Source organism: Flavobacterium sp. XGLA_31 (genome assembly GCF_051547105.1).
In the GTDB taxonomy this organism is placed as follows: Bacteria; Bacteroidota; Bacteroidia; order Flavobacteriales; family Flavobacteriaceae; genus Flavobacterium.
In genome coordinates, this window is sequence record NZ_JBPTTM010000001.1 from 815,830 (window position 1) to 838,633 (window position 22,804).

The 22,804-nt window shown below is 39.9% G+C and carries 23 protein-coding genes; 11 read left to right on the top strand and 12 right to left on the bottom strand.

From position 1 onward, the window contains the following. Positions 1–24 precede the first annotated feature (24 nt). Positions 25–1,377, bottom strand: a complete 1,353-nt coding sequence (locus ACSVH6_RS03600; protein WP_438075618.1) for a fibrobacter succinogenes major paralogous domain-containing protein — start codon at positions 1,375–1,377, stop codon at positions 25–27. A gap of 218 nt (positions 1,378–1,595) precedes the next feature. Between ACSVH6_RS03600 and ACSVH6_RS03605 the strand changes: the two genes are divergently transcribed. Beyond that, positions 1,596–3,713 carry a M3 family metallopeptidase gene (locus ACSVH6_RS03605; RefSeq protein WP_438075620.1) on the top strand — a complete coding sequence of 706 codons (2,118 nt, stop codon included), beginning with the start codon at positions 1,596–1,598 and terminating at the stop codon, positions 3,711–3,713. A gap of 105 nt (positions 3,714–3,818) precedes the next feature. On the opposite strand, the gene ACSVH6_RS03610 is transcribed toward ACSVH6_RS03605, so the two are convergent. The 7 genes from ACSVH6_RS03610 to rplM form a co-directional block, all read right to left on the bottom strand. Next, the gene (locus ACSVH6_RS03610; protein ID WP_438075622.1) at positions 3,819–4,475 is read right to left on the bottom strand and encodes a hypothetical protein; all 657 of its coding nucleotides are present in this window, start codon (positions 4,473–4,475) and stop codon (positions 3,819–3,821) included. 14 nt (positions 4,476–4,489) lie between these two features. Further along, the gene (locus tag ACSVH6_RS03615) at positions 4,490–5,545 is read right to left on the bottom strand and encodes a ParA family protein (RefSeq protein ID WP_438075624.1); all 1,056 of its coding nucleotides are present in this window, start codon (positions 5,543–5,545) and stop codon (positions 4,490–4,492) included. 245 nt (positions 5,546–5,790) lie between these two features. After that, on the bottom strand, positions 5,791–6,477 hold the full coding sequence (locus ACSVH6_RS03620; RefSeq protein ID WP_438075626.1) for a hypothetical protein: 687 nt from the start codon (positions 6,475–6,477) through the stop codon (positions 5,791–5,793). 448 nt (positions 6,478–6,925) lie between these two features. Next, complete coding sequence (gene tsf / locus ACSVH6_RS03625) at positions 6,926–7,894, bottom strand: translation elongation factor Ts (protein ID WP_438075628.1); 969 nt, start codon at positions 7,892–7,894, stop codon at positions 6,926–6,928. 119 nt (positions 7,895–8,013) lie between these two features. Continuing rightward, entirely contained in the window at positions 8,014–8,808 is a 795-nt protein-coding gene (gene rpsB / locus ACSVH6_RS03630; RefSeq protein WP_438075630.1) for a 30S ribosomal protein S2, read from the bottom strand. Positions 8,809–8,960: 152 nt separating this feature from the next. After that, positions 8,961–9,347 (bottom strand): 30S ribosomal protein S9, encoded by a 387-nt coding sequence (gene rpsI, locus ACSVH6_RS03635; protein ID WP_438075631.1) that lies wholly within the window; start codon positions 9,345–9,347, stop codon positions 8,961–8,963. Beyond that, complete coding sequence (gene rplM, locus ACSVH6_RS03640; RefSeq protein ID WP_438075633.1) at positions 9,347–9,802, bottom strand: 50S ribosomal protein L13; 456 nt, start codon at positions 9,800–9,802, stop codon at positions 9,347–9,349. Before rplM ends, rpsI begins: the two co-directional genes overlap by 1 nt. A gap of 272 nt (positions 9,803–10,074) precedes the next feature. Between rplM and ACSVH6_RS03645 the strand changes: the two genes are divergently transcribed. The 3 genes from ACSVH6_RS03645 (at position 10,075) to ACSVH6_RS03655 (ending at position 12,491) form a co-directional block, all read left to right on the top strand. Then, positions 10,075–11,097 (top strand): LacI family DNA-binding transcriptional regulator, encoded by a 1,023-nt coding sequence (locus ACSVH6_RS03645; RefSeq protein ID WP_438075635.1) that lies wholly within the window; start codon positions 10,075–10,077, stop codon positions 11,095–11,097. Positions 11,098–11,205: 108 nt separating this feature from the next. Continuing rightward, the gene (locus ACSVH6_RS03650; protein ID WP_438075637.1) at positions 11,206–11,727 is read left to right on the top strand and encodes an ankyrin repeat domain-containing protein; all 522 of its coding nucleotides are present in this window, start codon (positions 11,206–11,208) and stop codon (positions 11,725–11,727) included. A gap of 5 nt (positions 11,728–11,732) precedes the next feature. After that, the gene (locus ACSVH6_RS03655; protein ID WP_438075638.1) at positions 11,733–12,491 is read left to right on the top strand and encodes a T9SS type A sorting domain-containing protein; all 759 of its coding nucleotides are present in this window, start codon (positions 11,733–11,735) and stop codon (positions 12,489–12,491) included. A gap of 59 nt (positions 12,492–12,550) precedes the next feature. On the opposite strand, the gene polA is transcribed toward ACSVH6_RS03655, so the two are convergent. Beyond that, the gene (gene polA, locus ACSVH6_RS03660; RefSeq protein WP_438075640.1) at positions 12,551–15,403 is read right to left on the bottom strand and encodes a DNA polymerase I; all 2,853 of its coding nucleotides are present in this window, start codon (positions 15,401–15,403) and stop codon (positions 12,551–12,553) included. 170 nt (positions 15,404–15,573) lie between these two features. Here polA and ACSVH6_RS03665 point away from each other — a divergent pair, with 170 nt between their 5' ends. From ACSVH6_RS03665 to ACSVH6_RS03690, 6 genes are all read left to right on the top strand, one after another. Next, on the top strand, positions 15,574–15,768 hold the full coding sequence (locus ACSVH6_RS03665) for a hypothetical protein (RefSeq protein WP_438075642.1): 195 nt from the start codon (positions 15,574–15,576) through the stop codon (positions 15,766–15,768). Positions 15,769–15,996: 228 nt separating this feature from the next. After that, positions 15,997–16,671: a response regulator transcription factor gene (locus tag ACSVH6_RS03670; RefSeq protein WP_438075644.1), complete on the top strand. Its 675-nt coding sequence runs from the start codon at positions 15,997–15,999 to the stop codon at positions 16,669–16,671. A 1-nt stretch (position 16,672) separates the two neighbouring features. After that, on the top strand, positions 16,673–18,013 hold the full coding sequence (locus ACSVH6_RS03675) for a sensor histidine kinase (RefSeq protein ID WP_438075646.1): 1,341 nt from the start codon (positions 16,673–16,675) through the stop codon (positions 18,011–18,013). A gap of 96 nt (positions 18,014–18,109) precedes the next feature. Further along, on the top strand, positions 18,110–18,319 hold the full coding sequence (locus ACSVH6_RS03680) for a hypothetical protein (RefSeq protein WP_438075648.1): 210 nt from the start codon (positions 18,110–18,112) through the stop codon (positions 18,317–18,319). A 156-nt stretch (positions 18,320–18,475) separates the two neighbouring features. Beyond that, a complete protein-coding gene (locus tag ACSVH6_RS03685; RefSeq protein WP_438075650.1) occupies positions 18,476–19,711 on the top strand; it encodes a metallophosphoesterase in 1,236 nt (411 codons plus the stop codon). Positions 19,712–19,786: 75 nt separating this feature from the next. After that, positions 19,787–20,083, top strand: coding sequence for a thioredoxin family protein (locus tag ACSVH6_RS03690; protein WP_438075652.1), 297 nt, complete (start codon positions 19,787–19,789; stop codon positions 20,081–20,083). 95 nt (positions 20,084–20,178) lie between these two features. On the opposite strand, the gene ACSVH6_RS03695 is transcribed toward ACSVH6_RS03690, so the two are convergent. Both ACSVH6_RS03695 and ACSVH6_RS03700 read right to left on the bottom strand, forming a co-directional pair. Continuing rightward, entirely contained in the window at positions 20,179–20,652 is a 474-nt protein-coding gene (locus tag ACSVH6_RS03695; protein WP_438075654.1) for a DUF1572 family protein, read from the bottom strand. 48 nt (positions 20,653–20,700) lie between these two features. Beyond that, a complete protein-coding gene (locus ACSVH6_RS03700) occupies positions 20,701–21,219 on the bottom strand; it encodes a hypothetical protein (RefSeq protein WP_438075656.1) in 519 nt (172 codons plus the stop codon). Positions 21,220–21,480: 261 nt separating this feature from the next. Here ACSVH6_RS03700 and ACSVH6_RS03705 point away from each other — a divergent pair, with 261 nt between their 5' ends. Then, the gene (locus tag ACSVH6_RS03705) at positions 21,481–22,014 is read left to right on the top strand and encodes a hypothetical protein (RefSeq protein WP_438075658.1); all 534 of its coding nucleotides are present in this window, start codon (positions 21,481–21,483) and stop codon (positions 22,012–22,014) included. Between the two features lie 93 nt (positions 22,015–22,107). Here the strand turns inward: ACSVH6_RS03705 and ACSVH6_RS03710 are convergent, their stop codons facing one another. After that, positions 22,108–22,743 (bottom strand): polysaccharide deacetylase family protein, encoded by a 636-nt coding sequence (locus tag ACSVH6_RS03710; protein ID WP_438075660.1) that lies wholly within the window; start codon positions 22,741–22,743, stop codon positions 22,108–22,110. Between the last annotated feature and the right edge of the window lie 61 nt (positions 22,744–22,804).

The window sequence follows — 22,804 nt, forward strand, 5'->3', positions numbered from 1 at the left end:
TTTTATTTTTGATAGGAATTAGGATTAGTTTTTTACTAATCGTATCGCAAAACCATATTTTTTATTAATAGGTGCTTTGGTCAGGGTGGTAGAAGAATTCACTAACCCTGCACACCAAGAACTGGCTGAGTTGTACTCGTCTGAACACCACCAGTTACCGGTGGTTCCGATACCGCTGAAGGTACCGTTCGGCAGACAGCTTCCGCTTGGTAAGGCAGTCAAACCGGTTGAATTCGTTGCGCCGGTGTTAGGAGTTTGCCAATGTGTGGTACCGGTTTCTTTGATGAAAGCTCCGGCTTCCGACATACCGCCTAAGAAAGTGGCTAAAGATGTCCAGTCTGCAGTAGAAGACACATGCCATCCCGCAGGGGCAAATGTTTTTCTCAAAGAAGCATTGGTAGCAGAGGCCGCATTCCATATTCCGGCTACGGCATACCAGTTGTACATTTTAGAGTATACTACACCATTGCTCGTTTGGAATGCATAGTAACACCAAGCTCCTGTAGTTAAAGCTGTCCAGGCAGCGGCATCTTGTACTTGCGGAATCACTGTTCCGTCAGTGTAGCGCGTCACATTTAAGTTTCGGGTCGTCCATTCCTGTCCGTTGATGATTACGGTATTGTAAGGCACACCGTCTACATCGGTCACACCTCCACCTACAGAATATAATAGCGGGCTGGTGGTAAACGTATATTCCTCCCCATAACCGGTTCCGTGTAAGTTGGTCGCATAAGCTCTTACATAGTACACGGTGTTTGGAAGTAAATTAGTGATGTTACTGTCAAATTCACCTAAGTTGGCTCCGTTCACTGTAATTCCGGTATTGTTGATGGTCGGCATAGAAGTAGTGCTCCATACCACACCACGAGCACTCACAGGAGAAGCTCCCACACTCGAAACAATACCGCCGGAAAGCGCCGTATTGGTCGTGATTTGAGTTGGTTCTTTGGTGATTACAATTGGTAAATCATCCGGATTGATAGGAGTCGTAAAGGTTACCTGATTTCCATAAGCCGTCCCATATTCATTGGTGGCGTAGGCACGCAGGTAGTACGTTGTATTAGATTCTAATTCGGTTACAGCACTGTCAAAACTGCCCAAGCCTGCTCCGTCAGTGGTTTTGGTATTCAACGCAATGGTTGGATTGGGATGAACATTCCAAACCACTCCGCGCGCCGTGATAGGCGAACCTCCGTCTGAGGAAACATTTCCTCCCGAAGAGACAGAGTGTATGGTCAAGTCTGAAACATCATAAGTAACAACGGATCCGATGGTTGGGTTGATAACAATATTTCCCCCTTCATCGCTGCTTGACGTGCTGCAGTTGGAAAGTGAAATTACCGTTAATAGCAGTAGTAATGATTTGATGTATTTCATAAATGGTTATTTACAATGTTTCAAAATTTGTTTTTTGAGTGTTATTCAAACAAGAATTGGATAAATTCGGAAACAAAAATATAAAAATAATTGATTAATCCTCGGTTTGTTGGAATAAAAGAAGCTGCAATCCAAAGCTTTTTTATGCCAAAATGCATTGGCCATTTAACTTATTTTAAAACTGATTTTGTTTACTTTTGGGAAAACACAAATCAAATATGAAAAAAATAATTTTAACCTTGCTTATGAGTGCTCCCTTAGTGACTGCGAACGCCCAAAACAATCCGAATCCGTTCCTGAACAACTGGAGCGGACCCTATGGTGGTGTTCCCGCTTTTGCCGATTACAAACTGAAGGATTTAAAACCTGCCCTGGAAGTAGCCATGCAGGAAAAACTGAATGAAATCAACACCATTGCCAATAACCCGAAGCCGGCTACCTTTGACAATACCATTGCCGCTTTGGAAAAAGCCGGCAAATTGCTAAGCCAAATCCGTGCCGTTTTTGACATCTATGGCTCCAATTTGAGCACGCCTGAGTTCGCTCCGATTGAGTCTGAAATGACGCCGAAGTTCTCGGAATTGTCCAGCAAAATATACCAAAATGAGAAACTCTTTGCCCGAATAGCCGCCGTGTATAATTCGCCCGAAAAAAAGAAATTAACGGCGGAACAACAACGCGTTGCCTGGTATTATTATTCTAATTTTGTTCGTGAAGGCGCCAAAGCCGATGCCAAAAGCAAAGCGCGAATTGCGCAGATTAATCAGGAGTTGGCCGGCTTGTTCACCAAGTTCAGCCAAAACCAATTGGCAGATGAAAGCAATTATTATTTAGAATTAAAAACCGCAGCCGATTTTGACGGATTGCCGGAAGAATTGAAAAATGCCGCCATCTCTGATGCCAAAGAGCGCAAACTTTCAGTAATGGGATGCATTGCCAATACCCGTTCTTCTATTGAACCGTTCCTCACCTTTTCCAACCGCAGGGATTTACGCGAAAAAGCGTTTCAGATTTTCGTGAGTCGTGGCGACAATGACAATGCCAATAACAACAATGCCATTTTGGTGCAAATCTTAAAACTGCGTGCCGAAAAAGCCAAACTGTTAGGATTTAAAACCTTTGCCGATTGGAGCTTGTCCAACACCATGGCACAATCCCCGCAAAAAACACTCGATTTGATGCTATCCGTTTGGAAACCGGCGGTAGAAAAAGTACATCAGGATGTATCCGAAATGCAAAAGATCGTGGAATTGGAAGGCGGCAATTTCAAAATAGAGCCTTGGGATTACCGCTACTATGCCGAAAAAGTCCGCAAAGCCAAATACGATTTAGACCAAAACGACGTGAAGCCATACCTGCAATTGGAGAAATTGAGAGAAGGCATGTTTTGGGTGGCAGGCGAATTGTTCCACCTGAACTTCAAACAAGTGTACAACGTGCCGGTATACCATCCGGATGTGCGTGTTTTTGAAGTGTCAAACAAATTGACCGGTAAAGTAGTAGGCGTGTGGTATTTTGACCCGTATGCCCGCACCGGCAAACGTTCGGGAGCCTGGATGAGTGCGTACCGCGAACAAAGCCGCGTGAATGGCGATGTCATTACCATAGTGTCCAACAACTGCAATTTCATCAAAGGAAAAGAAGGCGAACCCATCCTGATTTCGTGGGAAGATGCCAGTACCTTGTTTCACGAGTTTGGCCACGCCCTGCACGGCTTGAATTCCAATGTGACCTATCCGAGCTTATCGGGAACCAATACCCCGCGTGATTATGTAGAATTCCCATCGCAAATTATGGAACGCTGGTTGGCCACGCCCGAAGTGCTGAACCAATTTGCGTTGCACTACCAAACGGGTAAACCCATGCCGATGGCTTTGGTAGACCGTATTGAAAAAGCGGGCAGCTTCAACGAAGGATTTTCTACCGTAGAAACCATTGCCAGCTCATTGGTGGATATGAAACTGCACTTATTGGAAAACCCCGATATCAACCCGAAAGAATACGAAAAAACCACCTTGGCAGAGCTCAACATGCCACATGAAATTGTGATGCGTCACCGCATTCCGCAGTTTGGGCACATCTTCTCCAGCGATGATTATGCGGCCGGATACTATGGCTATTTGTGGGCCGATGTAATTAGTGCCGATGCTACCGAAGCCTTCACCGAATCCAAAGGAGGCATGTACGACAAGGAAGTGGCCAAGCGTTTATACGACAATGTGTTCAGCATAGGAGGGACAGTAGACCCGGCCATTGCCTACAAAAAATTCCGTGGGCGCGATGCCAACTCTGATGCCTTAATGCGCGCCAGAAATTTCCCGATTACCAAGAAGTAATAGGGAACCCCTAATATTGAAAAACCTCAAACGAAAGTTTGAGGTTTTTTTATGAGGATAAGCAATAATGAAGCTATTTTGTAGAAACTCTTTTATCAGTAGTTATTATTTCTTAAAACGTACATATTTTAGTTTATTATCGGGGAGTTTATAATTTAAATATTCCTTTAACCATAAACCTTTTTCAGAAACTGTCTCGCTTTTGTTGTTTTCAAGTTTAGATACTAAATCATTGATTATTATTTTTTCAGCTTCGTCAATTTTAGTATTGTGCAAGAAGTCTATGATTTTATAATTGTTGTCATATGCAATATATTCCAAATTAACTCCATTTGAATTAAGGAGTTCGTAAAGGTCATCAGATAATATTATTCTTGGGTAACGAGCTAATTTACTTTCAATACTATATGCATCAATCAATGCGGAGCTAAATAAAAAATCATCTTTATAGTAGTGTTTACCATAGGTGATACCACCTCTAATTGGAATTCCGTTTAATAAAAGTTTATATTGATACTCTGCAATTAATTTGGAAAATGAATGAAAAGTGTCTGGATTATATGGTGCCGATATTATAATTGAATCTGAAAATTGAATCAATGTAAATTCAAGATTATCATATTTTAACCCATTTGTTTCCTTATGAAGTTGAATAAGTTTGTGAAAATATTTTTCTTCTCCTGCAGGTCCTTCTAAGTCAGATTTGACCATGTTTGAATAACCTAATATATCTAAAAAAGCAACAAAGTGATAGTCTAACATTTATTGATTTCTTTTTAGTTAATTCGCTCTATGATTTTTTCAAACATACTCTTAAAATCAGCCATTCGTCTAACCGCATCATCCCAAGTTCCTCCTCCCCACGGCCCACCTTTTTCAGTAATCGAAGCAGTCATATTCTGTTGAATAGCATAAACTGGCACACAAAATTCTTGCATCAATGGTGCTAAACTTTGAAAATCAGGAATAGAAGGTGTTGAAATTGTATCTTCAGTTAATCCATTAGTTAGATCAATTTCATCATTAGAATACTTCTGTAGTATAGGAAATAAATTGCCAATTACAGCTTTGGGAAGTCTATCCATCCATAATCTGTATCCTGGTTTTGGTTTTCCTTTAAGTAATTTATAATGTTGTGGAATAGCGCCAAGAAATTTTGGTTTACCTTCTTTGATAGGTAGATTTAAAGTTTTAAAATCATTTACAATTTTATCATGTTCACCTATCCATCTATCAATTATCAAGGATAAGGTTTTTATTGCTTGAATATTAAATCTGTCTGGAGCAACAGGAACGAAAAAGCCATCACATGCAAGAAAGCAACTTCTTGTTAGTGAGCCCGAACTAGGTCCAACATCAATAAAAATGTAATCAAATGAATTTTCAGTACCATATCTCGTCAAAAAATCACCAATTGCAACATATGTTCTCTTTTCATGAATCTTTGTTGAAAATCTCTGTTGGTGAGCTTCTGAAAGAGCGTCTTCAATACTGCTCAATTGAACATCACCTCTTATTAAAAAAAGATTTTCTTTAACTTTGATGCTCTCAACAGACTTTATATCAACTTCTGGTATATCACCACTTATTCTTGGCATTAAAATATTTAGCAATGTGGTTCCAGGAATTTCATTTTCTTTTCCCGTTGATTCCATTTCTGCATCGAACGTTGCTATTATATCACCAATAAGCAATTCAGTAATATTGCATTGTGGGTCTGCATCAACTACTAAAACTTTCTTGTTCATTTCTGCTAATAGATGTGCAACGTTAAATGTAGTAGATGTTTTCGAAACACCCCCTTTGTGATTATAAAAAGTTAATATTTTCATGGTTGTTATTTTATATAATTGCTCCTAAAGCGTAATATACGCATGCTTACATGACTTTTCAGTATTAAGCGTTATATACTACTCACTCAAACATACAATTTATTTCTTACAAATCAAAAATAATAACGCTCAGCTGCTTTCAACGCCACCGCTCGTACCTTTCTTTTAGTCAGTAGGTACGACGGCATCCTCATAAAAAAACCCGATTCATTACGAATCGGGGGTTTAAGTTACAAACAGTAGGGTTAGTATTTCTCCTTTTGGAAGCCCCAGGCACGGAGCTCGGCTTTATAGGTGTTGGGGTAGTTTGATTTGATGCTTTGTATTAAAGCATTCATGGTCTTGGTCAGTGCTGTTTTGAGCATGTTTTTATTGCTTACATGGTTTGAGACCTCGCCGTCTGCGGTAACGGCTTCGTTTAATAAATTGTCGTACTGGGTCTTTATGTCGGTCCAAAATGCTTCACCATAGTCTTTGTCCTGCAATCCATGGGTCACTAAGGCATCTATCATTTGTTGTAAGGCAGCCGAACGCTTGTTTCGGTCTATGGGGAAAACATATTTATTTTTTTTATGCTCTATACCAAAAGCAGGATAGTAGCTTGGGGCCGATTCTTTTTTGTACTTATCTAAAAGGTATCCTTTTACATAGGCCAAAGATTCATCGATGGTAGCATCCAGCGTTTTTAATTTATTGGTAATCTGAGGACGGTTTCCACCCGATTGATTTCTTTTTGAAAGGGCAATGTTATACTCTGAAACCTGAGTCGAGAATGCCGAAGCGGTAGTCCATACCAGACTAATGCTTGGTGTAGTGGTCCATTTTGCAGCTACATCAACAGCTACTTTACCAAAATCAATATCAGCAGCAGGAATGGTGTTGGTGCTGTTTGATTTTCCTTTTCCATTTGGGGTGGTGATAGGATTTTCCATGATTACATCATTTTAAATTGATTATTTACCAGTCTTATTCACTACAAATAAGTAAATATCTTCATACAATATGCATGCCAGTTTTTGGCGGCTATTTTATTTTGTGATGATTTTATATTTTTTAAGTGGCTTTAAATCAAGTTAAAACAGACTCCTGCTGCATTTAGGGCTGTTTAAAAAATACTACCCGCAAGTGGCGGCAGTACCCTGTACTGTTTTAAAAAATTAGGGGTAGGTGGCGACAGCAACGGGTGTTGTTTAAAAACAATATAGGCAGGTTACGGCAGTAATGTGCCTTGTTTTAAAGAATGTAAGGCAGGTTGCGGTAGTGTAGCCTGTCTTTTTTTGGGAAGCGGCAGCAATAAGAGGAAACTATTGTAAACAAAAAACCCCGATTCAATAAAGAACCGGGGTTTTGTATGGTGAATTAATAATTTTAATTCATGAATTATCCTAAAGTTACTCTTTTGAAACCAGTGATTTCAACGTTGAAACCTTTAACATAATCACCTACTTTTTTACTGTCATCTTTGATGAAGTTTTGATCCAATAAGGCTTTCTCTTGGTCTAACGTAGTGTTATCAGAAATAAAACGAGCTACTTTTCCAGGAAGAATTTTGTCCCAAATTTGCTCTGGTTTACCTTCCGCTTTCAATTCTGCTTTAGCATCTTCTTCAGCTTGTTTGATCACTTCAGGAGTTAATTGAGAGTAAGAGATGTATTTAGGAACGTTTTTCAACGTTTTTCCTAAACGTTTCGCTTCTTCATTTTCTTTTTCGATTACGGCAATACGGGCAGCCAATTCAGAAGCAACGAAAGCAGGATCAAAATCTTTATAAGATAAAGTATCAGCTCCCATAGAAGCCACCTGCATAGAGATGTCTTTCGTTAGCGTCTCAGCGTTGTCAATTTTTGCAGAAATAGCCGTTAAAGCCGCAATTTTGTTTACGTGAACGTAAGATCCAACGAATGCGCCTTCTAAGATTTCAAAACCACCGATTTCGATTTTCTCACCGATAACACCGGTTTGCTCGATTAGTTTCTCAGCCACAGTGATTCCGTTGAAATCAGAAGCTAAAAATTCTTCTTTTGAAGAGAAATTGATTGCTTTTTCAACTAAAGCTTTGGCTAAAGCTACGAAAGCTTCATTTTTACCTACGAAGTCAGTTTCGCAGTTCAAAGTGATGATAGCTCCTTTAGTGTTGTCAGCATTAATGAAAGAAACAGCAGCTCCTTCAGAAGACTCACGGTCAGAACGGTTAGCAGCTACTTTTTGTCCTTTTTCTCTAAGGTTTTGTATCGCTTTATCGAAATCGCCTTCCGCTTCAACTAAAGCTTTTTTACAGTCCATCATTCCGGCACCTGTAAGTTGTCTTAATTTGTTTACGTCTGCAGCAGTGATTGTGATTGTTGACATAATATTTTATTTTTTTTAATTAAAAATCTCTTTTAAAAGTAAATTACGAATTACAAATTTCAAATTACGAGTCAAATAATCCGTAATTCTCAATTCATAATTCGTAATTATTTTTTGTTTTATTCTTCAGATTTAGTTTCTGTAGCTTCAACAGCAGGAGCAGCTTCAACAGCAGCAACTACTTCTACAGTTTCTTCAGCGTCAGTTTCAGGAGCAGCGTCAGAAGTTCTGTTAGCTAATCCGTCTTTTACCGCGTCAGTTACTAAAGATAAAATTTTATCAATTGATTTTGAAGCATCATCATTGGCCGGGATAACGTAATCTACTTCACGTGGATCAGAGTTAGTATCAACCATTGCGAAAACTGGAATGTTTAATTTTTGTGCTTCTTTTATTGCGATGTGTTCAGCTTTGATATCTACTACAAATAATGCAGCAGGTAATCTAGACATATCCGCGATAGAACCTAAGTTCTTTTCTAATTTAGCACGTAGACGATCTACTTGTAGTCTTTCTTTTTTAGACAAAGTCATGAAAGTACCGTCTTTCTTCATTTTATCAATAGCAGCCATTTTTTTAACGGCTTTACGGATAGTAACGAAGTTCGTCAACATACCACCTGGCCATCTTTCAGTGATGTAAGGCATGTTACACGCTTGTGCTTTTTCAGATACGATATCTTTTGCTTGTTTTTTGGTAGCTACGAAAAGTATTTTTCTACCTGATGCTGCAATTTTTTTCAAAGCTTCGTTAGCTTCTTCAATTTTAGCAGCTGTTTTATATAGGTTAATGATATGAATACCATTACGCTCCATATAAATGTAAGGAGCCATATTTGGGTCCCATTTACGAGTCATGTGTCCGAAGTGAACACCTGCTTCTAATAAATCTTTTACTTCAATTTTGTTTGCCATTGTGTAATAGTTTACGTTCCGTGTTATAGCAATTTCCAAGTAGTCACTTGCGTTAGTCTTGAAAATTTAGATGCTAAACTAATTCCTTTTTCATCAAAAAGAATATCGACAACTTTGTTTTTAATTTCAATATTAAATGAACGAATATTCGATTAACGTTTAGAGAACTGGAATCTCTTACGCGCTTTTTTCTGACCGAATTTTTTACGTTCTACCATTCTTGGATCTCTGGTTAGTAATCCTTCTGGTTTTAGGATGCTTCTGTTGTCATCCCCTACTTCACACATAGCTCTTGCAATCGCCATTCTCACAGCTTCTGCTTGGCCTGTTGAACCACCGCCGTATACATTTACTTTTACGTCAAAGTTCTCAGCGTTGTTGGTCATCGCCATTGGCTGTAATACTTTGTACTGTAAAGTAGCTGTTGGGAAGTAGTTGTTGAATTCTCTTTTGTTTACAGTGATTTTTCCTGTACCTTCAGTAACGTACACACGTGCCACAGCACATTTTCTTCTACCGATTTTGTGAATAACTCCCATTACTTTAAGTCGTTAAGGTTTACGGTTTTTGGTTGTTGAGCCGCGTGTTTGTGCTCAGAACCAACATTTACATTTAAATTGCGGAATAGTTCAGCACCTAATTTGTTTTTAGGTAACATTCCTTTTACAGCTTTTTCTACCAATAATGCAGGGTTTTTTTGTTGCATTACTTTAGCAGTCAAGCTTCTTTGTCCTCCTGGGTAACCTGTGTGTCTGATGTACGTTTTGTCATCCAACTTGTTACCAGTTAGGTTGATTTTTTCTGCGTTGATAACAATTACGTTATCTCCACAATCAACGTGCGGTGTATAACTTGGTTTGTATTTACCTCTCAAAAGCATCGCCACTTTTGAAGCTAAACGACCTAAGTTATGACCTTCAGCATCTACAACAATCCACTGCTTGTCTGCATTGGCCTTGTTCACTGAAACTGTCTTGTAGCTTAATGTGTTCACAATAATTTATTTTAATTAAACATTCCATTCCCAATAAAGGGAGTGCAAAAGTACAATTATTTATTATAAATGCAAACACCCTTTTTTAAATATTTTGCTAAAGCCCAATGATTTACCTAAAATCCTTTGAATGAACGGCCTTAACAGTGCAAAAAGAATGTTATTTCGGAACCAAAAGTACTTGGATGACGGTTCTTTTACCGCTAACTTTGATTTCGGTTTGGACTTTAACAGCACAAATTTTACTATTTTTACACTTTAACCATGAGAAAATGAAATCGAAAGCTACCTTAAAACAAATTGCCAAAGAACTGGGCGTATCGGTTTCTACCGTTTCCAAAGCCTTGAACGGAAGTCCCGAAATCAGTGAACCCACCAAGCAACGCGTACAGGAATATGCGAAGTTGAAAAACTACAAGCCGAATGTCATTGGATTGAATCTGAAAAACCGCCGAACCAAAACCATCGGCGTTATCATTCCGAACATCCTGAATTCATTCTTTGCCAAAGTCTTCAGCGGAATCGAAAAAGTAGCCGACGAAAAAGGATATAAGGTGATTACCTGCATCTCCAATGAATCTTTGGAAAAAGAAATCAACGTCATGGAAATGCTCAGCAACGGAACCATTGACGGTTTCATTGTTTCTATAGCCGAAGAATCACAAAAACTCAAAAAGTTTGATCACTTCACTTCAATTCTGAACGAAGGAACTCCTATAGTAATGTTTGACCGTATAGTAGATGAAGTGAATTGCGACAAAGTTATTGTGGATGATTTGGACTCGGCCGTGCATGCTACCGAACATTTGATCAAAACGGGCTGCAAAAAAATAGCCCTGCTCTCCGCCATTGATAATCTCAGTGTGGGAAAATTAAGAGCCCAAGGTTTTTACAAAGCCATGGAAGCCAACGGTCTTCAAGTAGATGAAAATTTGGTGATTCTTACGAATACCAACGAAGAGTTCAATTCCAGAATCGGCGGCTTTTTTATCAAAAATAAACCCGACGGTGTTTTTGCATTAGACGAACACGCCTCCGTCACCGCGATGAAGCTGGGGATTCAAAACGGATATAAAATCCCGAAAGACTTATCGATTATCGGTTTTGCCGATGGGGTTTGGTCACGCCGCATGACCCCAAGCTTGTCAACAGTAAGTCAACACGGTCCCGAAATAGGAGAGGTGGCCGCCCAATTGTTGATTGATAAATTGGAAAGTACGGAAGAAAACTATGTCTTTACCACCACTACCGTAAAAACCGAACTGCGTCAGCGGGATTCTACCAAAAGACTGTAATACAGCAAGATGGTAATGTTAAAAGTAAGATGTTTACCAAATGTTTACCTTGTTTTTTAAGTGCCGCATCGAAATTTGAATTATTTTTGATTCAACAAAACAGTTGCTATGAAGAAAACAGTACTTACCACTCTTTTGTTTTTGTTGTTGCATACGGCCTTCGGTCAGGAAACAGTTGATGTTTTTGATATTGCCCGAAAAGGAACCACAGCACAGGCAAAAGAGGTTGTCAAAACCAACCCCAATGCTTTTAAAACCGTAAATAAAGAGGGATTTTCTCCTTTAACGCTGGCGTGTTACCGCGGCAATAATGATGTTGCTAAATATTTGATTGAAACCGGTTGCGATATTAATCAAAACAGCAGCATGGGGACACCGCTGATGGCCGCCATTGTAAAAGGAAACAATGAAATAACCCGCTATTTATTGGAAAAAAATGCCAATGTTAATCTTACGGATGCCAACGGAACTACCGCTTTAATGTATGCCGTAATGTTTAAAAACAAAGAAGTAGTGATGTTGTTGCTTCAAAAAAAGGCCAACAAATCACCATTGGACAGTAAAGGGAAGACGGCTTTTGAATACGCTGTTTTTTCAGGAAACGAAGAGATTATTAACTTATTAAAATAACGCACATGAAAAAAATTACATTATTACTGTTGTTGCCCTTTTTGGGAATGGCCCAGTCTAAAATTACAAATGTCGTTTCGGTTACCGGAGCGAGTGCCACCATGCTGTTAAATAATGATACGCAGACCGCCACCTTGACGTTGTCAGGGCCTTCAGACAGATGGATGGCTTGTCAGTTTGGTATTTTTTCAGGTGGAATGGAAGCAGGAGCAGATGTGGTTTACTACAACGGAACCACATTGGTTGATGCGACTCACAACGGAATTGGAATAGCTCCTTCAGCGGATGCACAGAATAATTGGACGGTTACATCCAATACGGTGGCCTCGGGAGTCAGAACAGTAGTCGCGACCCGGGCTTTCAACTCTCCGGATGCGGCAGATTTTGATTTTGATTACTTTGCCGATACGATTGGTATAGCTGTGGCCCATGGAAACAGTGCTTCATTCAGTTTGGCGTATCACGGTTCCAACAACAGAATTGTAAACACCAGTGTTCCCTTCACCACACTTGGGGTTGAAGACAGAACATTACAAAGCGCTTCGATATCCCCTAATCCGTCAAAAGGGAATTTTGTAATCCAAACCAAAACGACATTGGAACAAGTATCGGTTTACACACTAACCGGCAATTTTGTGAAAACAATTAAAGCCGATGATACCAATGCTTCAAAAATCAATGTTGAAGGATTATCCACCGGAGTGTATTTGCTTGAATTGCAAAACGAAGCTCAAAAAGTCTGGAAAAAAGTCATTGTAGAATAACCATAATCAATAAAAAACGAACAAAAAAGGCAACCATAACAGGTTGCCTTTTTTATTTTTTAATGGGCTTCGAGCCAATTTTTGCCTGCTCCCAGCTCTACTTCCAGCGGTACAGCAAGCCGGAACGCATTTTCCATCTCGTGTTTAATCATCGGTCGGATGGTTTCCAGTTCCGAGTTGTGCACGTCAAAAACGAGCTCATCATGCACCTGCAACAGCATCTTGGAGCGCCAGTTTTCTGCAGTCAGTTTTTTGTGGATGTTAATCATCGCAATTTTGATGATGTCGGCAGCGCTTCCCTGAATCGGGGCATTGACTGCATTTCGCTCCGCTCCGCTTCGCACCACTGCGTTGGCGGAATTGATGTCCTTTAAATAACGACGTCTTCCCAAAACCGTTTGCACATAGCCATGGTGGCGGGCAAAATCCACCTGATCGCTCATATAGGATTTGAGTTTCGGATACGTTTTGTAATACGCATCAATCAAAGCGGCACTTTCCGAACGGGACAATGACGTTTGATTGCTCAAACCAAAAGCCGAAACACCGTAAATAATTCCGAAGTTCACCGTTTTGGCATTGCTTCGCTGCTCTTTGGTTACCTCTTCCAGCGGAACATTAAATACCTTGGCAGCGGTACTGCGGTGAATATCTTCATGGTTTTGGAACGCTTTAATCATGTTTTCTTCGCCGCTCAAAGCCGCTATGATTCGAAGTTCGATTTGTGAATAATCGGCAGAAACCAAAGTGTAATTGTCATCGCGGGCAATAAATGCTTTTCTGATTTGGCGACCGCGCTCCGTACGAATCGGAATGTTTTGCAAATTCGGATTATTGGAACTCAAACGTCCGGTAGCGGCCACGGTTTGCATATAATCGGTATGTACCCGCTGCGTTTTTTTGTCCACTTGATTCGGCAATGCTTCAATATAAGTGCTTTGCAGCTTTACCATTTGACGCCAATCCAATATGTCTTTGACGATTTGGTGTTCGTTTGCCAAATAGCTCAATACTTCTTCGCCGGTAGCATATTGTCCGGTCTTGGTTTTCTTTTGTTTGGCTCCGCCTATTTTCAGTTTGTCAAATAATATCTCTCCCAATTGTTTCGGAGAAGCCAAATTGAATGTTGAACCGGCGGTTTCGTATATTTTTTGTTCAAACTCTTTAATTTCTTTTTGCATGTCAGCCGACATAGTTTTCAGGAAATCCACATCCAGTCGGATGCCTTCGGTTTCCATAGCGGCCAACACCGGGATTAGCGGAATTTCAATTTCCTCAAAAAGTTTTTTGGTTTCGGCTTTGTCTAAAATCGGACTGAAAACTTCTTTCAACTGCATGGTGATGTCGGCATCTTCGGCAGCATATTCTTTGATGTCTTCCAAAGGGACATCGCGCATGGATAGTTGGTTTTTGCCTTTTTTGCCAATTAAAGTTTCGATGGATTTTGGCGAATATTTCAAATAGGTTTCACTCAATACATCCATATTGTGACGCATGTCCGGATTAATCAGGTAATGCGCAATCATGGTGTCAAACAATCGGCCTTTGACTTGTATGCCGTAGCTTGAAAGGATTTTTAAATCGTATTTGATGTTTTGCCCCACTTTTTCAATCGTTTCACTTTCGAAAAAAGGTTTGAATTTGTCCGCCAGGGCTTGGGCTTCCTCCTGATTTTCCGGAAACGGAACGTAGAAGGCTTTTCCTTTTTCAAAAGCGAAGGACATACCCACCAATTCGGCGTGAAGGGTATCAATTCCGGTGGTTTCGGTATCAAAGCAAACCACAGTTTGACTCATCAGGTTTTGCAAAAACAGTTTTACGCCTAAGTCGCCCTGAACAATCATATAATTGTGTGGGGTGTTTTCTAAAGTGGCATAATAGGAATGGGGTTTGGGCTCGTCGCTTTCTTCATAGGAGAATCCAAATAAATCAAATTGATCCTGATGGCTTTTCTTCGCCGGTATTTTCTTCGCCGGAGCGGCCGTATCGCTTTCCGTTCCGGTGGATTCAATCTCATCGTATTCTTTTCCGGTGCCGAAGAGTTTGTCAAACTGCGCTTTCATTTGGCGAAATTCCAATTCCTGGAATAAAGCATCCGTTTTCTCTACATCGGGTTTGGACAGTTCGAAGTCGGTAGCGTCAAAAGTAACGGGACAATCCAGCAGGATGGTGGCCAGTTTTTTGGACAGTATGCCCAGTTCTTTGTTCTTTTCTATTTTGTCTTTCAGCGCGCCTTTCAGTTTATCTGTGTTTTCCAAAAGGTTTTCCATGGTGCCGAATTCTTTCAGTAGTTTTTTGGCGGTTACTTCTCCCACACCCGGAAACCCGGGAATGTTATCGGCAGAATCGCCCATCATGCCTAAGAAATCAATTACCTGTAGCGGGTTTTCGATTTCAAATTTTTCCAATACTTCCGGAATCCCCCAAATCTCAATATCATTCCCCATTCGGGCGGGTTTGTACATGAAAATATTTTCGGAAACCAATTGGGCAAAATCTTTATCGGGCGTCACCATAAACACCTGATAGCCTTCTTTTTCGGCCTGCTTGGCCAGCGTGCCAATCAAATCATCGGCTTCAAAACCGGCTTTTTCCATAATGGGAATGTGCATGGCTTTCAATAATTCCTGTATATAAGGAACAGCAATTTTGATGGCCTCCGGGGTTTCATCGCGATGGGCTTTGTATTCCTGATACATTTCGTAACGGTAATCGCTGCCGCCTTTGTCAAAGGCTACGGCCAAATGGTCGGGTTTTTCGCGTTTGATAACATCCATCAGCGAGTTCATGAAACCCATGATGGCTGAAGTATCCATTCCCTTCGAATTAATTCTCGGGTTTTTGATAAAAGCATAATACCCACGAAAAATCAAAGCGTAAGCATCCAGAAGAAAAAGTCGTTTTTGTGACATGAAACCAATTTTATAAGAGTGTAAAAATAGCGATTTGCGGTTTATTTTTGGGTATAATGCTAAAGGAAAGTTAAACTTTTTACAACGGCCGTTTCTTCATTTTTTCTTCATCTGACAGCTGTAATTTTACTTCACTAAAAATAAATTATTAATTCAAAAATTTAGAAATCATGAAAACAAATGTAATGTTAGCCGCCCTCCTTTTGGGAGCCAGCGTGATGGTAAATGCCAATACCATACCTGCAAGAACCACCACTAAAGAAGTAAAAACTACCGTGGTGAGAAAACACAAAAAAAACAGAAAAGCTAAAAAAGCAACCACTGCTGCAGCCGCTGCCCAACCGGCCGCCGGAACACAAAAATAAATTTGAATGAAGGTGAGCTTTGAATGAGGGATTGTTTTTGAAAAAAAATATTTGGTTTGGTTATCGTTTTGAACTTCTTCATCTCATCTTCATTTTTGCCTTCTACATTTGACCACAATTAAACAGTGCGTAGTTTAATTGGTTTTTTTAGAGTGTTAATTGCGAAGAGCCGATAAAGGGATTTATCGGCTTTTTGATTATATTTACCTAAAAGCTTTACACACCATTATGAATGTTTTAGTAGTCGAAGATTATCAGGAGTTGGCCAACGAAATGGTTGATTTTTTGTCTAAAACGGGTTATTTGTGCAAATGGGTTTCCAGTCAGAAGCAGGCTTTGGAAGAAATCAGCGTCAACGAATACGATGTGATGTTGCTCGATTTGGGTTTGCCCGACGGCGATGGTTTCGAAGTGTTGAAACACATTCGGAAAAAACACGCCAAAACCGCGGTGATTGTCATCACGGCCCGGGGGGAGCTCAACGATAAGATTGACGGATTGCAACTCGGAGCCGATGATTATTTGACCAAACCTTTTGCTTTAACCGAATTGGGTGCCCGCTTGTTTGCCGTGATCCGCAGAACACACGGGTTGACCACTAATGAAATAGAGATTCACAGTTTCAAAATTCAGTTGCAGGATTACCGGGTAACTTTTGAAGGTGAAATGATTAATCTGACCAAAAAAGAATTTGATATTTTTCAATACCTGGTTTTGAACAAGAACCGGGTGATTACCCGTCTGCAATTGACGGAACACATCTGGGGCGATATTTTGGAACTCAACTCGGATTCTAATTTTATCGATGTGCACGTGCGCAACCTGAGAAAAAAATTGGAAAAGTATGCCAAGATTGACTGGTTTGAAACCGTCAGAAACGTAGGCTATCGCATCAATATGTAATATGAGAATCAAGCACCAACTTACCATCTTTAACGCCCTGACACGCTTTTTAATCATACTGGCGATATGGTTGTCGTTGCCTATTCTTATCGAAAAAGTGGTGTACAAGCGCATCGACAAAACGCTTTTGGAAAAAAAGGAAAAATTCATCGAGCATCTGGACAAACGCGAGATCAATGACTTTTTAACCCGAAACGATTCTACCGAAACCTTTGCCAGTTTCTCTACCTTGCACAATGAGTTCTTGCAGCTGTACCAATCCAAAGAGAAGCAGGGAAAAGCCCATACGGTGGTTAAAAATGAACCCCGCATCATTGAAGGCGAGCGAAGCGATTACCGGGTGTTGTATTATGACTTTGTGTATGAGAACACGAACTACAAACTCGAAATCGGGAGCAGCCTCAGTGAAATCAAGGAGTTGACGTTTGTCATTCGGGTTTTTATTCTCATCGTGTTGAGTATAGTGATTGTGTTCAGTTTCTTGGTGGATGCCTTTTTTATTGAATATTTATTCCAGCCGTTTCATCGGATTATCAATCAAAAAATCCGCCATGTCAACGAACCCGACAAATTCAATTACACCCCCATACAATCGAGTTCGACCGATTTTCAGGAACTGGATGAGGTATTGAACCAAATGATGACGCGCATTCAGGATTTGTTTTTGATTGAGAAGCAATTTATCGCCAATGTGTCGCACGAGTTATTATCGCCGATTTCCCTATTGAAAAATCGCTTTGAGAATTTGATTCAAAACGAATCGCTGGATGAAGAAGCCGTAAACAAGGTCGTGAGTTCGCTGCGGACTTTGGACCTGCTCAAAAAAATCATCAACAACCTGTTGCTCATTTCCCGAATAGAAAACAACCAATACATGACCGATGAAGACATTCACTGTCGGTCGTTGTTTGCAACAATACAGGAGGAATTGCAGGATCGGATGGAGGAAAAGGAATTGCATTTCAGTATTGACTTAAATGAAAACCATCGTTTTCGGGGCAATACTACTTTGATTCATATTATGTTTTACAATGTTATTGTAAATGCCATAAAGTTTACGCCGGCCAACGGACGGATTGCGGTTACCGATGCTCGAAAAAACGGACACTATACCATTACCATACAAGACAACGGCTGCGGTATGGATGAAACCCAATTGGAACATATCTTCCACCGCTTCACCCGACTCAATGTAACTAAAGAAGGACAAGGGCTGGGGCTGGCGATTGTAAAAAGCATAGCGGATTTCCATCAGATAGAAATCAGAGCCGTCTCGGAAATCCATAAAGGCAGTGCTTTTGAATTTGTGTTTCCAAAACCGAAAACCCCAATAAAAAGTTAAAATTTCCGATAGCTCCCAATCTTCATTTTATCTTCATTTAACAGTGGTACGTTTGTGATGTAATTAATCAATTAAACAATTTAAAATTTAAACATCATGAAAAAAGTATTTATGTTAGCCGCTCTAGTATTAGGAACTACTGTTATGGTAAACGCTCAAACAGCTCCGGCTAAAGATGCTAAAGCAGCTCCTGCCAAAGAAGTAAAAGCAACTAAAAAAGCAGACAAAAAAGCTAAAATGGAGAAAAAAGCAACTCCTGCACCTGCTGCTGAAGCTGCTAAACCGGCTGCACCTGCTAAAAAATAACAAACAAAAATCTTTTGTAAAAAAGAGAGTCAAGCAAAATGTTATTGTTGAAAGACCGGTAAAGAAATTTGCCGGTTTTTTTGTTTGGACTAACGTTAAAATAATCTAAAAACAAAAAATGACATGGACTTTCTTTGTTAATTTGCACAAAAAACAATGATACTTCGCTGGCTGATTGTAATAGTAGTTGTGGCTATTATTGAATTCTATTCTTTTCAGGCATTCAAAACGATTACCAAAATCAAATGGATATTGGTTGCCTACCAGTTGGTGTCCTTAGCCATCATTCTTTTCATCGCCTATCAATTCACCAAATTTGACCGAAGTGTGGGTCAAACGCAAATGACCATGGTGACCTTAGGGTTGCTCTTGCTGGTTTTAATTCCCAAATTGATTCTTTCCTTTTTTATGCTTTTAGAAGATGTTTTCCGCGTGTTTTCCGGGAGCATTACGCATTTTATGGGAGATAATGACAGCGGCCAATTTTTGCCCGAAAGGCGAAAGTTTGTGAGTCAAATTGCGTTGGGGCTGGCTTCCATTCCGTTTATGGGACTGGTGTATGGCATGACCAAAGGGAAATACAATTACAAAGTGATTCGTCAAACCCTGTTCTTCCCCGATTTGCCCGATGCTTTTGACGGGTTTACCATTACACAAATCTCAGATGTACACAGCGGGAGCTTTGACAACCCGGACAAGATAAATTACGCCATCGATTTGGTCAACGAACAAAAGACCGATATGATTTTGTTTACCGGTGATATCGTCAATACGCACGCCAAAGAAATGCATCCCTGGATAGAAACCTTTAACCGCATCGAAGACCACCCGTACGGCAAATTCTCCGTGCTGGGCAATCACGATTACGGCGAATATGTGACGTGGCCCTCCCAAAAAGCCAAAGATGAAAATTTCCAAGCGATAAAAGAGTTGTACGGACAAATCGGTTTTCAACTGTTGCTGAATGAACACATCAAAATCAAAAAAGGCGATGCCGAAATTGCCTTAGTGGGCGTAGAAAACTGGGGACACAATTTCAAACAGGCCGGCGACATTCACAAAGCGTCGGAAGGGTTGACTGAAAAAGATTTTAAAATCCTGATGAGTCACGACCCGAGCCATTGGGAATACGAAGTGAAGCACCACCCAAAACATTTCCAGTTTACGCTGTCGGGCCACACCCACGGATTCCAGTTTGGTATTGAAATTCCGGGCGTGATCAAGTGGAGTCCGGTGCAATACGTGTACAAACAATGGGCGGGATTGTATCAGGAATTCGGTCGTTACGTGTATGTCAACCGCGGTTTTGGCTTCCATGCCTATCCGGGTCGCGTAGGGATTTGGCCTGAAATTACGGTTTTCGAACTAAAAAAAGGGAATATTGTAGCATAATTAGTTAAAAATGCTACATTTGTGCTTTACTATTTCTTGAGAAGTATAAAAAAGAACTAAAAAGAGTTTGGTTTTATGTCAAAATTTGGAGAATTAATCAATGCTCAAGTGCCTGTGTTAATTGATTTTTACACAGAGTGGAATGAATCTTCAGTGTCTATGCATCCGGTTATCAGAGATGTAGCGGCAGCGCTGGGAGACAGAGCAAAAGTGATCAAAATTGATGTAGATAAAAATCAGGAATTGGCCGATGCGCTTCGCATCAAAGGATTGCCGACCCTGATGATTTACAAAGAAGGACAAATGGTATGGAGACAATCCGGGGAACTGGATGCCAATACCATTATCAATCTGGTACAGGAACAATTCTAATCGTAAAGTAACGCTATAGAAAAAGGCGAACCATTTATATGGCTCGCCTTTTGTTTTTTGGGTGAAACGACTAACGGGTTTTGACAATAGTGCTTTTAAGATTGATTTTTCAGCATCTTTTTTAGGATTACGATTTGGCCTAAGTGGTAATAACTGTGTTCAATCATCGCGTCAATATTTCTTAAATAGGTCCCGTATTTTTCTTCAACGAAATTTTCACTTAATTGTTTTTCCGGCATCTTTTCGACTAATGCAGCAAATTCTTCTGCATCCTTCCAAAAGGTATCGAGGAATATTTTCCAATCTGCTGCTGAGTTCATTTCAGGAAAGTCAAAACTAAACCGATCGTTAATCTCTAAATTTCCTCCCAGAAATACATTTTTTACTCCTTTGACATAATAATGAATGTGTTGCGCCAGGACGGCTATAGTATTGAGATTTTGAACTTTTTCAGTTGCTGTTGTCCAATCCATATCCTGCAATTCGTTTTTGAAATTGGTATTTGCAATCCAAGTACCGTTTAAAATTACTTCCCGAAACCGATTGGCGAGTTTTGATTGATTGTTCATTTTCTGAGTTTAAATTAATGTTGCGTGAAATCGCCGCATAAGCCGTTTCTAATCGATTTCACTTTGTTTGCTGATATAGTTAGCTACAGGTTTGCTGTTGGTCATTAATAAATAACCTAATAAAGCTTTTATCGAATTAAAGATTATCCAGCCAACATTAGGATTATAATTGAGTAGTTTTTTCTGTTGAAAATAATCATACAAACTTTTGCCCAAAAGAGAAAGGCCATTAATGAAAATTACCCCGCCAATTATAATTACCGCTATTGTAATAATTGTTGAAACCTTAAAGTCAATTTTAATTACTTCTGTTTCAGAATCTCTATCGAGTTTTAGTTTATTTACAATCAATGAAGACTTGAACAGAAACAATGAAATTACTCCTAAATATAGTATGAGTATGCAAACAGTTGATAAAATGCTGGGGAACAATAAATCTTTTTCCATGTTTGGAACAAAAATATATGTTAGAGAAGTAAGTAATTGAGTTCCTATTTCCAGGAATTCAAAAATTAGCAATAGACCTAGAATTTTAATAATTGTTGTCCAAAATGTTTTTATTTTCATGTCAGAATGATGATTGTTTTTGAAAGTTTTTTGAAAAGTATTGGTGCCGTTTTGTAGCGCATTACAGTCAAATATACTTCTTTTTCCCTAATCCGTTTCTGTTTTTTATTTCGTTTTTATCGCTTGGGTTCTCGGGCCGTAAAAAACTCTGGCAGCATTTTTGTATGAAAAACAAAGCGTGATGTTAAGTAGTGTGATAAAATAATTTGTCACAAAAAGTTTTATCACAAAGCAATAGTATAACATTTAGAATGCGAAATTATGAGAAGAAAGGAATCCGACCGAGACTACTTAGGGCTTACTCAGGATGAGTTGGCTGTGTTGTTAAAAGTGAAAAGAACCCAATTAGCCATGTTTGAAGCAGGTCAGCGTAATTTGCCTTCAACGGCCAAGGCAATATATAACGAAATGCTGATTTATATGCTTTCGCCCGAAGGTAAGGCTCTTAAAAACCTGCCCGATACGGATAAAGTGGATACCGAAATAGAAGCGCTGCTGCAGAAACAACTAAAAGAAAATGATTACCAGCAGCAGGTCATCACCCGAAAAATAGCCAAAGCACAGCAAAAACTGGAGCGATACGCCAAAGCTGTAGAACTGATGCACTTTTTAAACGCACCGGCCCAAATAAAAAAAGCATTAGAGCCACAAATAATCCCCACTGCAACAGCCGCAGCCATTATCAACTATAGAAAGTATACCCGGGAAGTGCGCTTACTGCAAATAGACCTTAAACGCCTGCAAGGACAACAACAGGTGTTTGAAAAGGAAATGCGAAAAGAGAGTAAGGATTAAACACACTACAGCCATCTGCGACTCTGATAATGGGTACTTCGACAGGCTCAGAGTGACAATTATTGGTTTAATTGCCTTTAGAGTTAGGACAGCTTATTCCATTTTTTCGCAAACAAATCCTTTTTCTTTTAAAAAGGCCAGGGTTTTCGGCAAGGCATACCGCAGGTTGCGCTCGGCCTTGACACTGTCATGAAACACCACAATACTGCCGGGAGTTACATTTTTAAGCACATTCTCCAGGCATTTTTCAGGAGTGATGGTTTGGTCAAAATCCATGCTGATGATGTCCCACATGATGATGTGATACCCCATTCGGCGCAAAAACCTCGATTGTGAAGGTTTTATTTTGCCGTAGGGCGGACGAAACAGTTTTACAGCAGGCAACAAGTGTTGGGTAAACTGCGAATCGCACCGGGCAACATCCTCAATATAGGTTGCCTTAGCCGTTTTCCAGCCTTTCAGATGGTGGAAGGTATGGTTGCCAACCGCATGACCGGCTTCAATAGTTTTTTTGAAAATCTCAGGATGCTTTTCCATATTGTTGCCAATGCAGAAGAAGGTGGCTTTGGCGTTGTATTGCTGTAACTGGTCTAAAACCCATTCCGTAATTTCGGGCGTAGGGCCGTCGTCAAAAGTAAGGAACACCTGACGCTCCTCATTGGGAATGTCCCAAACATAATTGGGAAAAATAGCTTTGACCCACCGATTTGTTTTCACCCAGAAACTCATAGGTTAAATATAAAAAAAATGTGTCAATAAGAATTTTCACCCGAGCTTAGCGAACTGGCGA

Bases quoted from the DNA above. Each gene is read 5' to 3' on its own strand.
- ACSVH6_RS03655 (WP_438075638.1), top strand. From the start codon at position 11,733: ATGAAAAAAATTACATTATTACTGTTGTTGCCCTTTTTGGGAATGGCC.
- ACSVH6_RS03710 (WP_438075660.1), bottom strand. From the start codon at position 22,743: ATGAGTTTCTGGGTGAAAACAAATCGGTGGGTCAAAGCTATTTTTCCC.
- ACSVH6_RS03600 (WP_438075618.1), bottom strand. From the start codon at position 1,377: ATGAAATACATCAAATCATTACTACTGCTATTAACGGTAATTTCACTT.
- ACSVH6_RS03700 (WP_438075656.1), bottom strand. From the start codon at position 21,219: ATGAAAATAAAAACATTTTGGACAACAATTATTAAAATTCTAGGTCTA.
- tsf (WP_438075628.1), bottom strand. From the start codon at position 7,894: ATGTCAACAATCACAATCACTGCTGCAGACGTAAACAAATTAAGACAA.
- ACSVH6_RS03680 (WP_438075648.1), top strand. From the start codon at position 18,110: ATGAAAAAAGTATTTATGTTAGCCGCTCTAGTATTAGGAACTACTGTT.
- ACSVH6_RS03665 (WP_438075642.1), top strand. From the start codon at position 15,574: ATGAAAACAAATGTAATGTTAGCCGCCCTCCTTTTGGGAGCCAGCGTG.
- ACSVH6_RS03620 (WP_438075626.1), bottom strand. From the start codon at position 6,477: ATGGAAAATCCTATCACCACCCCAAATGGAAAAGGAAAATCAAACAGC.
- ACSVH6_RS03695 (WP_438075654.1), bottom strand. From the start codon at position 20,652: ATGAACAATCAATCAAAACTCGCCAATCGGTTTCGGGAAGTAATTTTA.
- ACSVH6_RS03670 (WP_438075644.1), top strand. From the start codon at position 15,997: ATGAATGTTTTAGTAGTCGAAGATTATCAGGAGTTGGCCAACGAAATG.
- ACSVH6_RS03605 (WP_438075620.1), top strand. From the start codon at position 1,596: ATGAAAAAAATAATTTTAACCTTGCTTATGAGTGCTCCCTTAGTGACT.
- ACSVH6_RS03645 (WP_438075635.1), top strand. From the start codon at position 10,075: ATGAAATCGAAAGCTACCTTAAAACAAATTGCCAAAGAACTGGGCGTA.
- ACSVH6_RS03685 (WP_438075650.1), top strand. From the start codon at position 18,476: ATGATACTTCGCTGGCTGATTGTAATAGTAGTTGTGGCTATTATTGAA.
- polA (WP_438075640.1), bottom strand. From the start codon at position 15,403: ATGTCACAAAAACGACTTTTTCTTCTGGATGCTTACGCTTTGATTTTT.
- rpsI (WP_438075631.1), bottom strand. From the start codon at position 9,347: ATGGGAGTTATTCACAAAATCGGTAGAAGAAAATGTGCTGTGGCACGT.
- ACSVH6_RS03610 (WP_438075622.1), bottom strand. From the start codon at position 4,475: ATGTTAGACTATCACTTTGTTGCTTTTTTAGATATATTAGGTTATTCA.
- ACSVH6_RS03615 (WP_438075624.1), bottom strand. From the start codon at position 5,545: ATGAAAATATTAACTTTTTATAATCACAAAGGGGGTGTTTCGAAAACA.
- ACSVH6_RS03675 (WP_438075646.1), top strand. From the start codon at position 16,673: ATGAGAATCAAGCACCAACTTACCATCTTTAACGCCCTGACACGCTTT.
- rpsB (WP_438075630.1), bottom strand. From the start codon at position 8,808: ATGGCAAACAAAATTGAAGTAAAAGATTTATTAGAAGCAGGTGTTCAC.
- ACSVH6_RS03705 (WP_438075658.1), top strand. From the start codon at position 21,481: ATGAGAAGAAAGGAATCCGACCGAGACTACTTAGGGCTTACTCAGGAT.
- ACSVH6_RS03690 (WP_438075652.1), top strand. From the start codon at position 19,787: ATGTCAAAATTTGGAGAATTAATCAATGCTCAAGTGCCTGTGTTAATT.
- ACSVH6_RS03650 (WP_438075637.1), top strand. From the start codon at position 11,206: ATGAAGAAAACAGTACTTACCACTCTTTTGTTTTTGTTGTTGCATACG.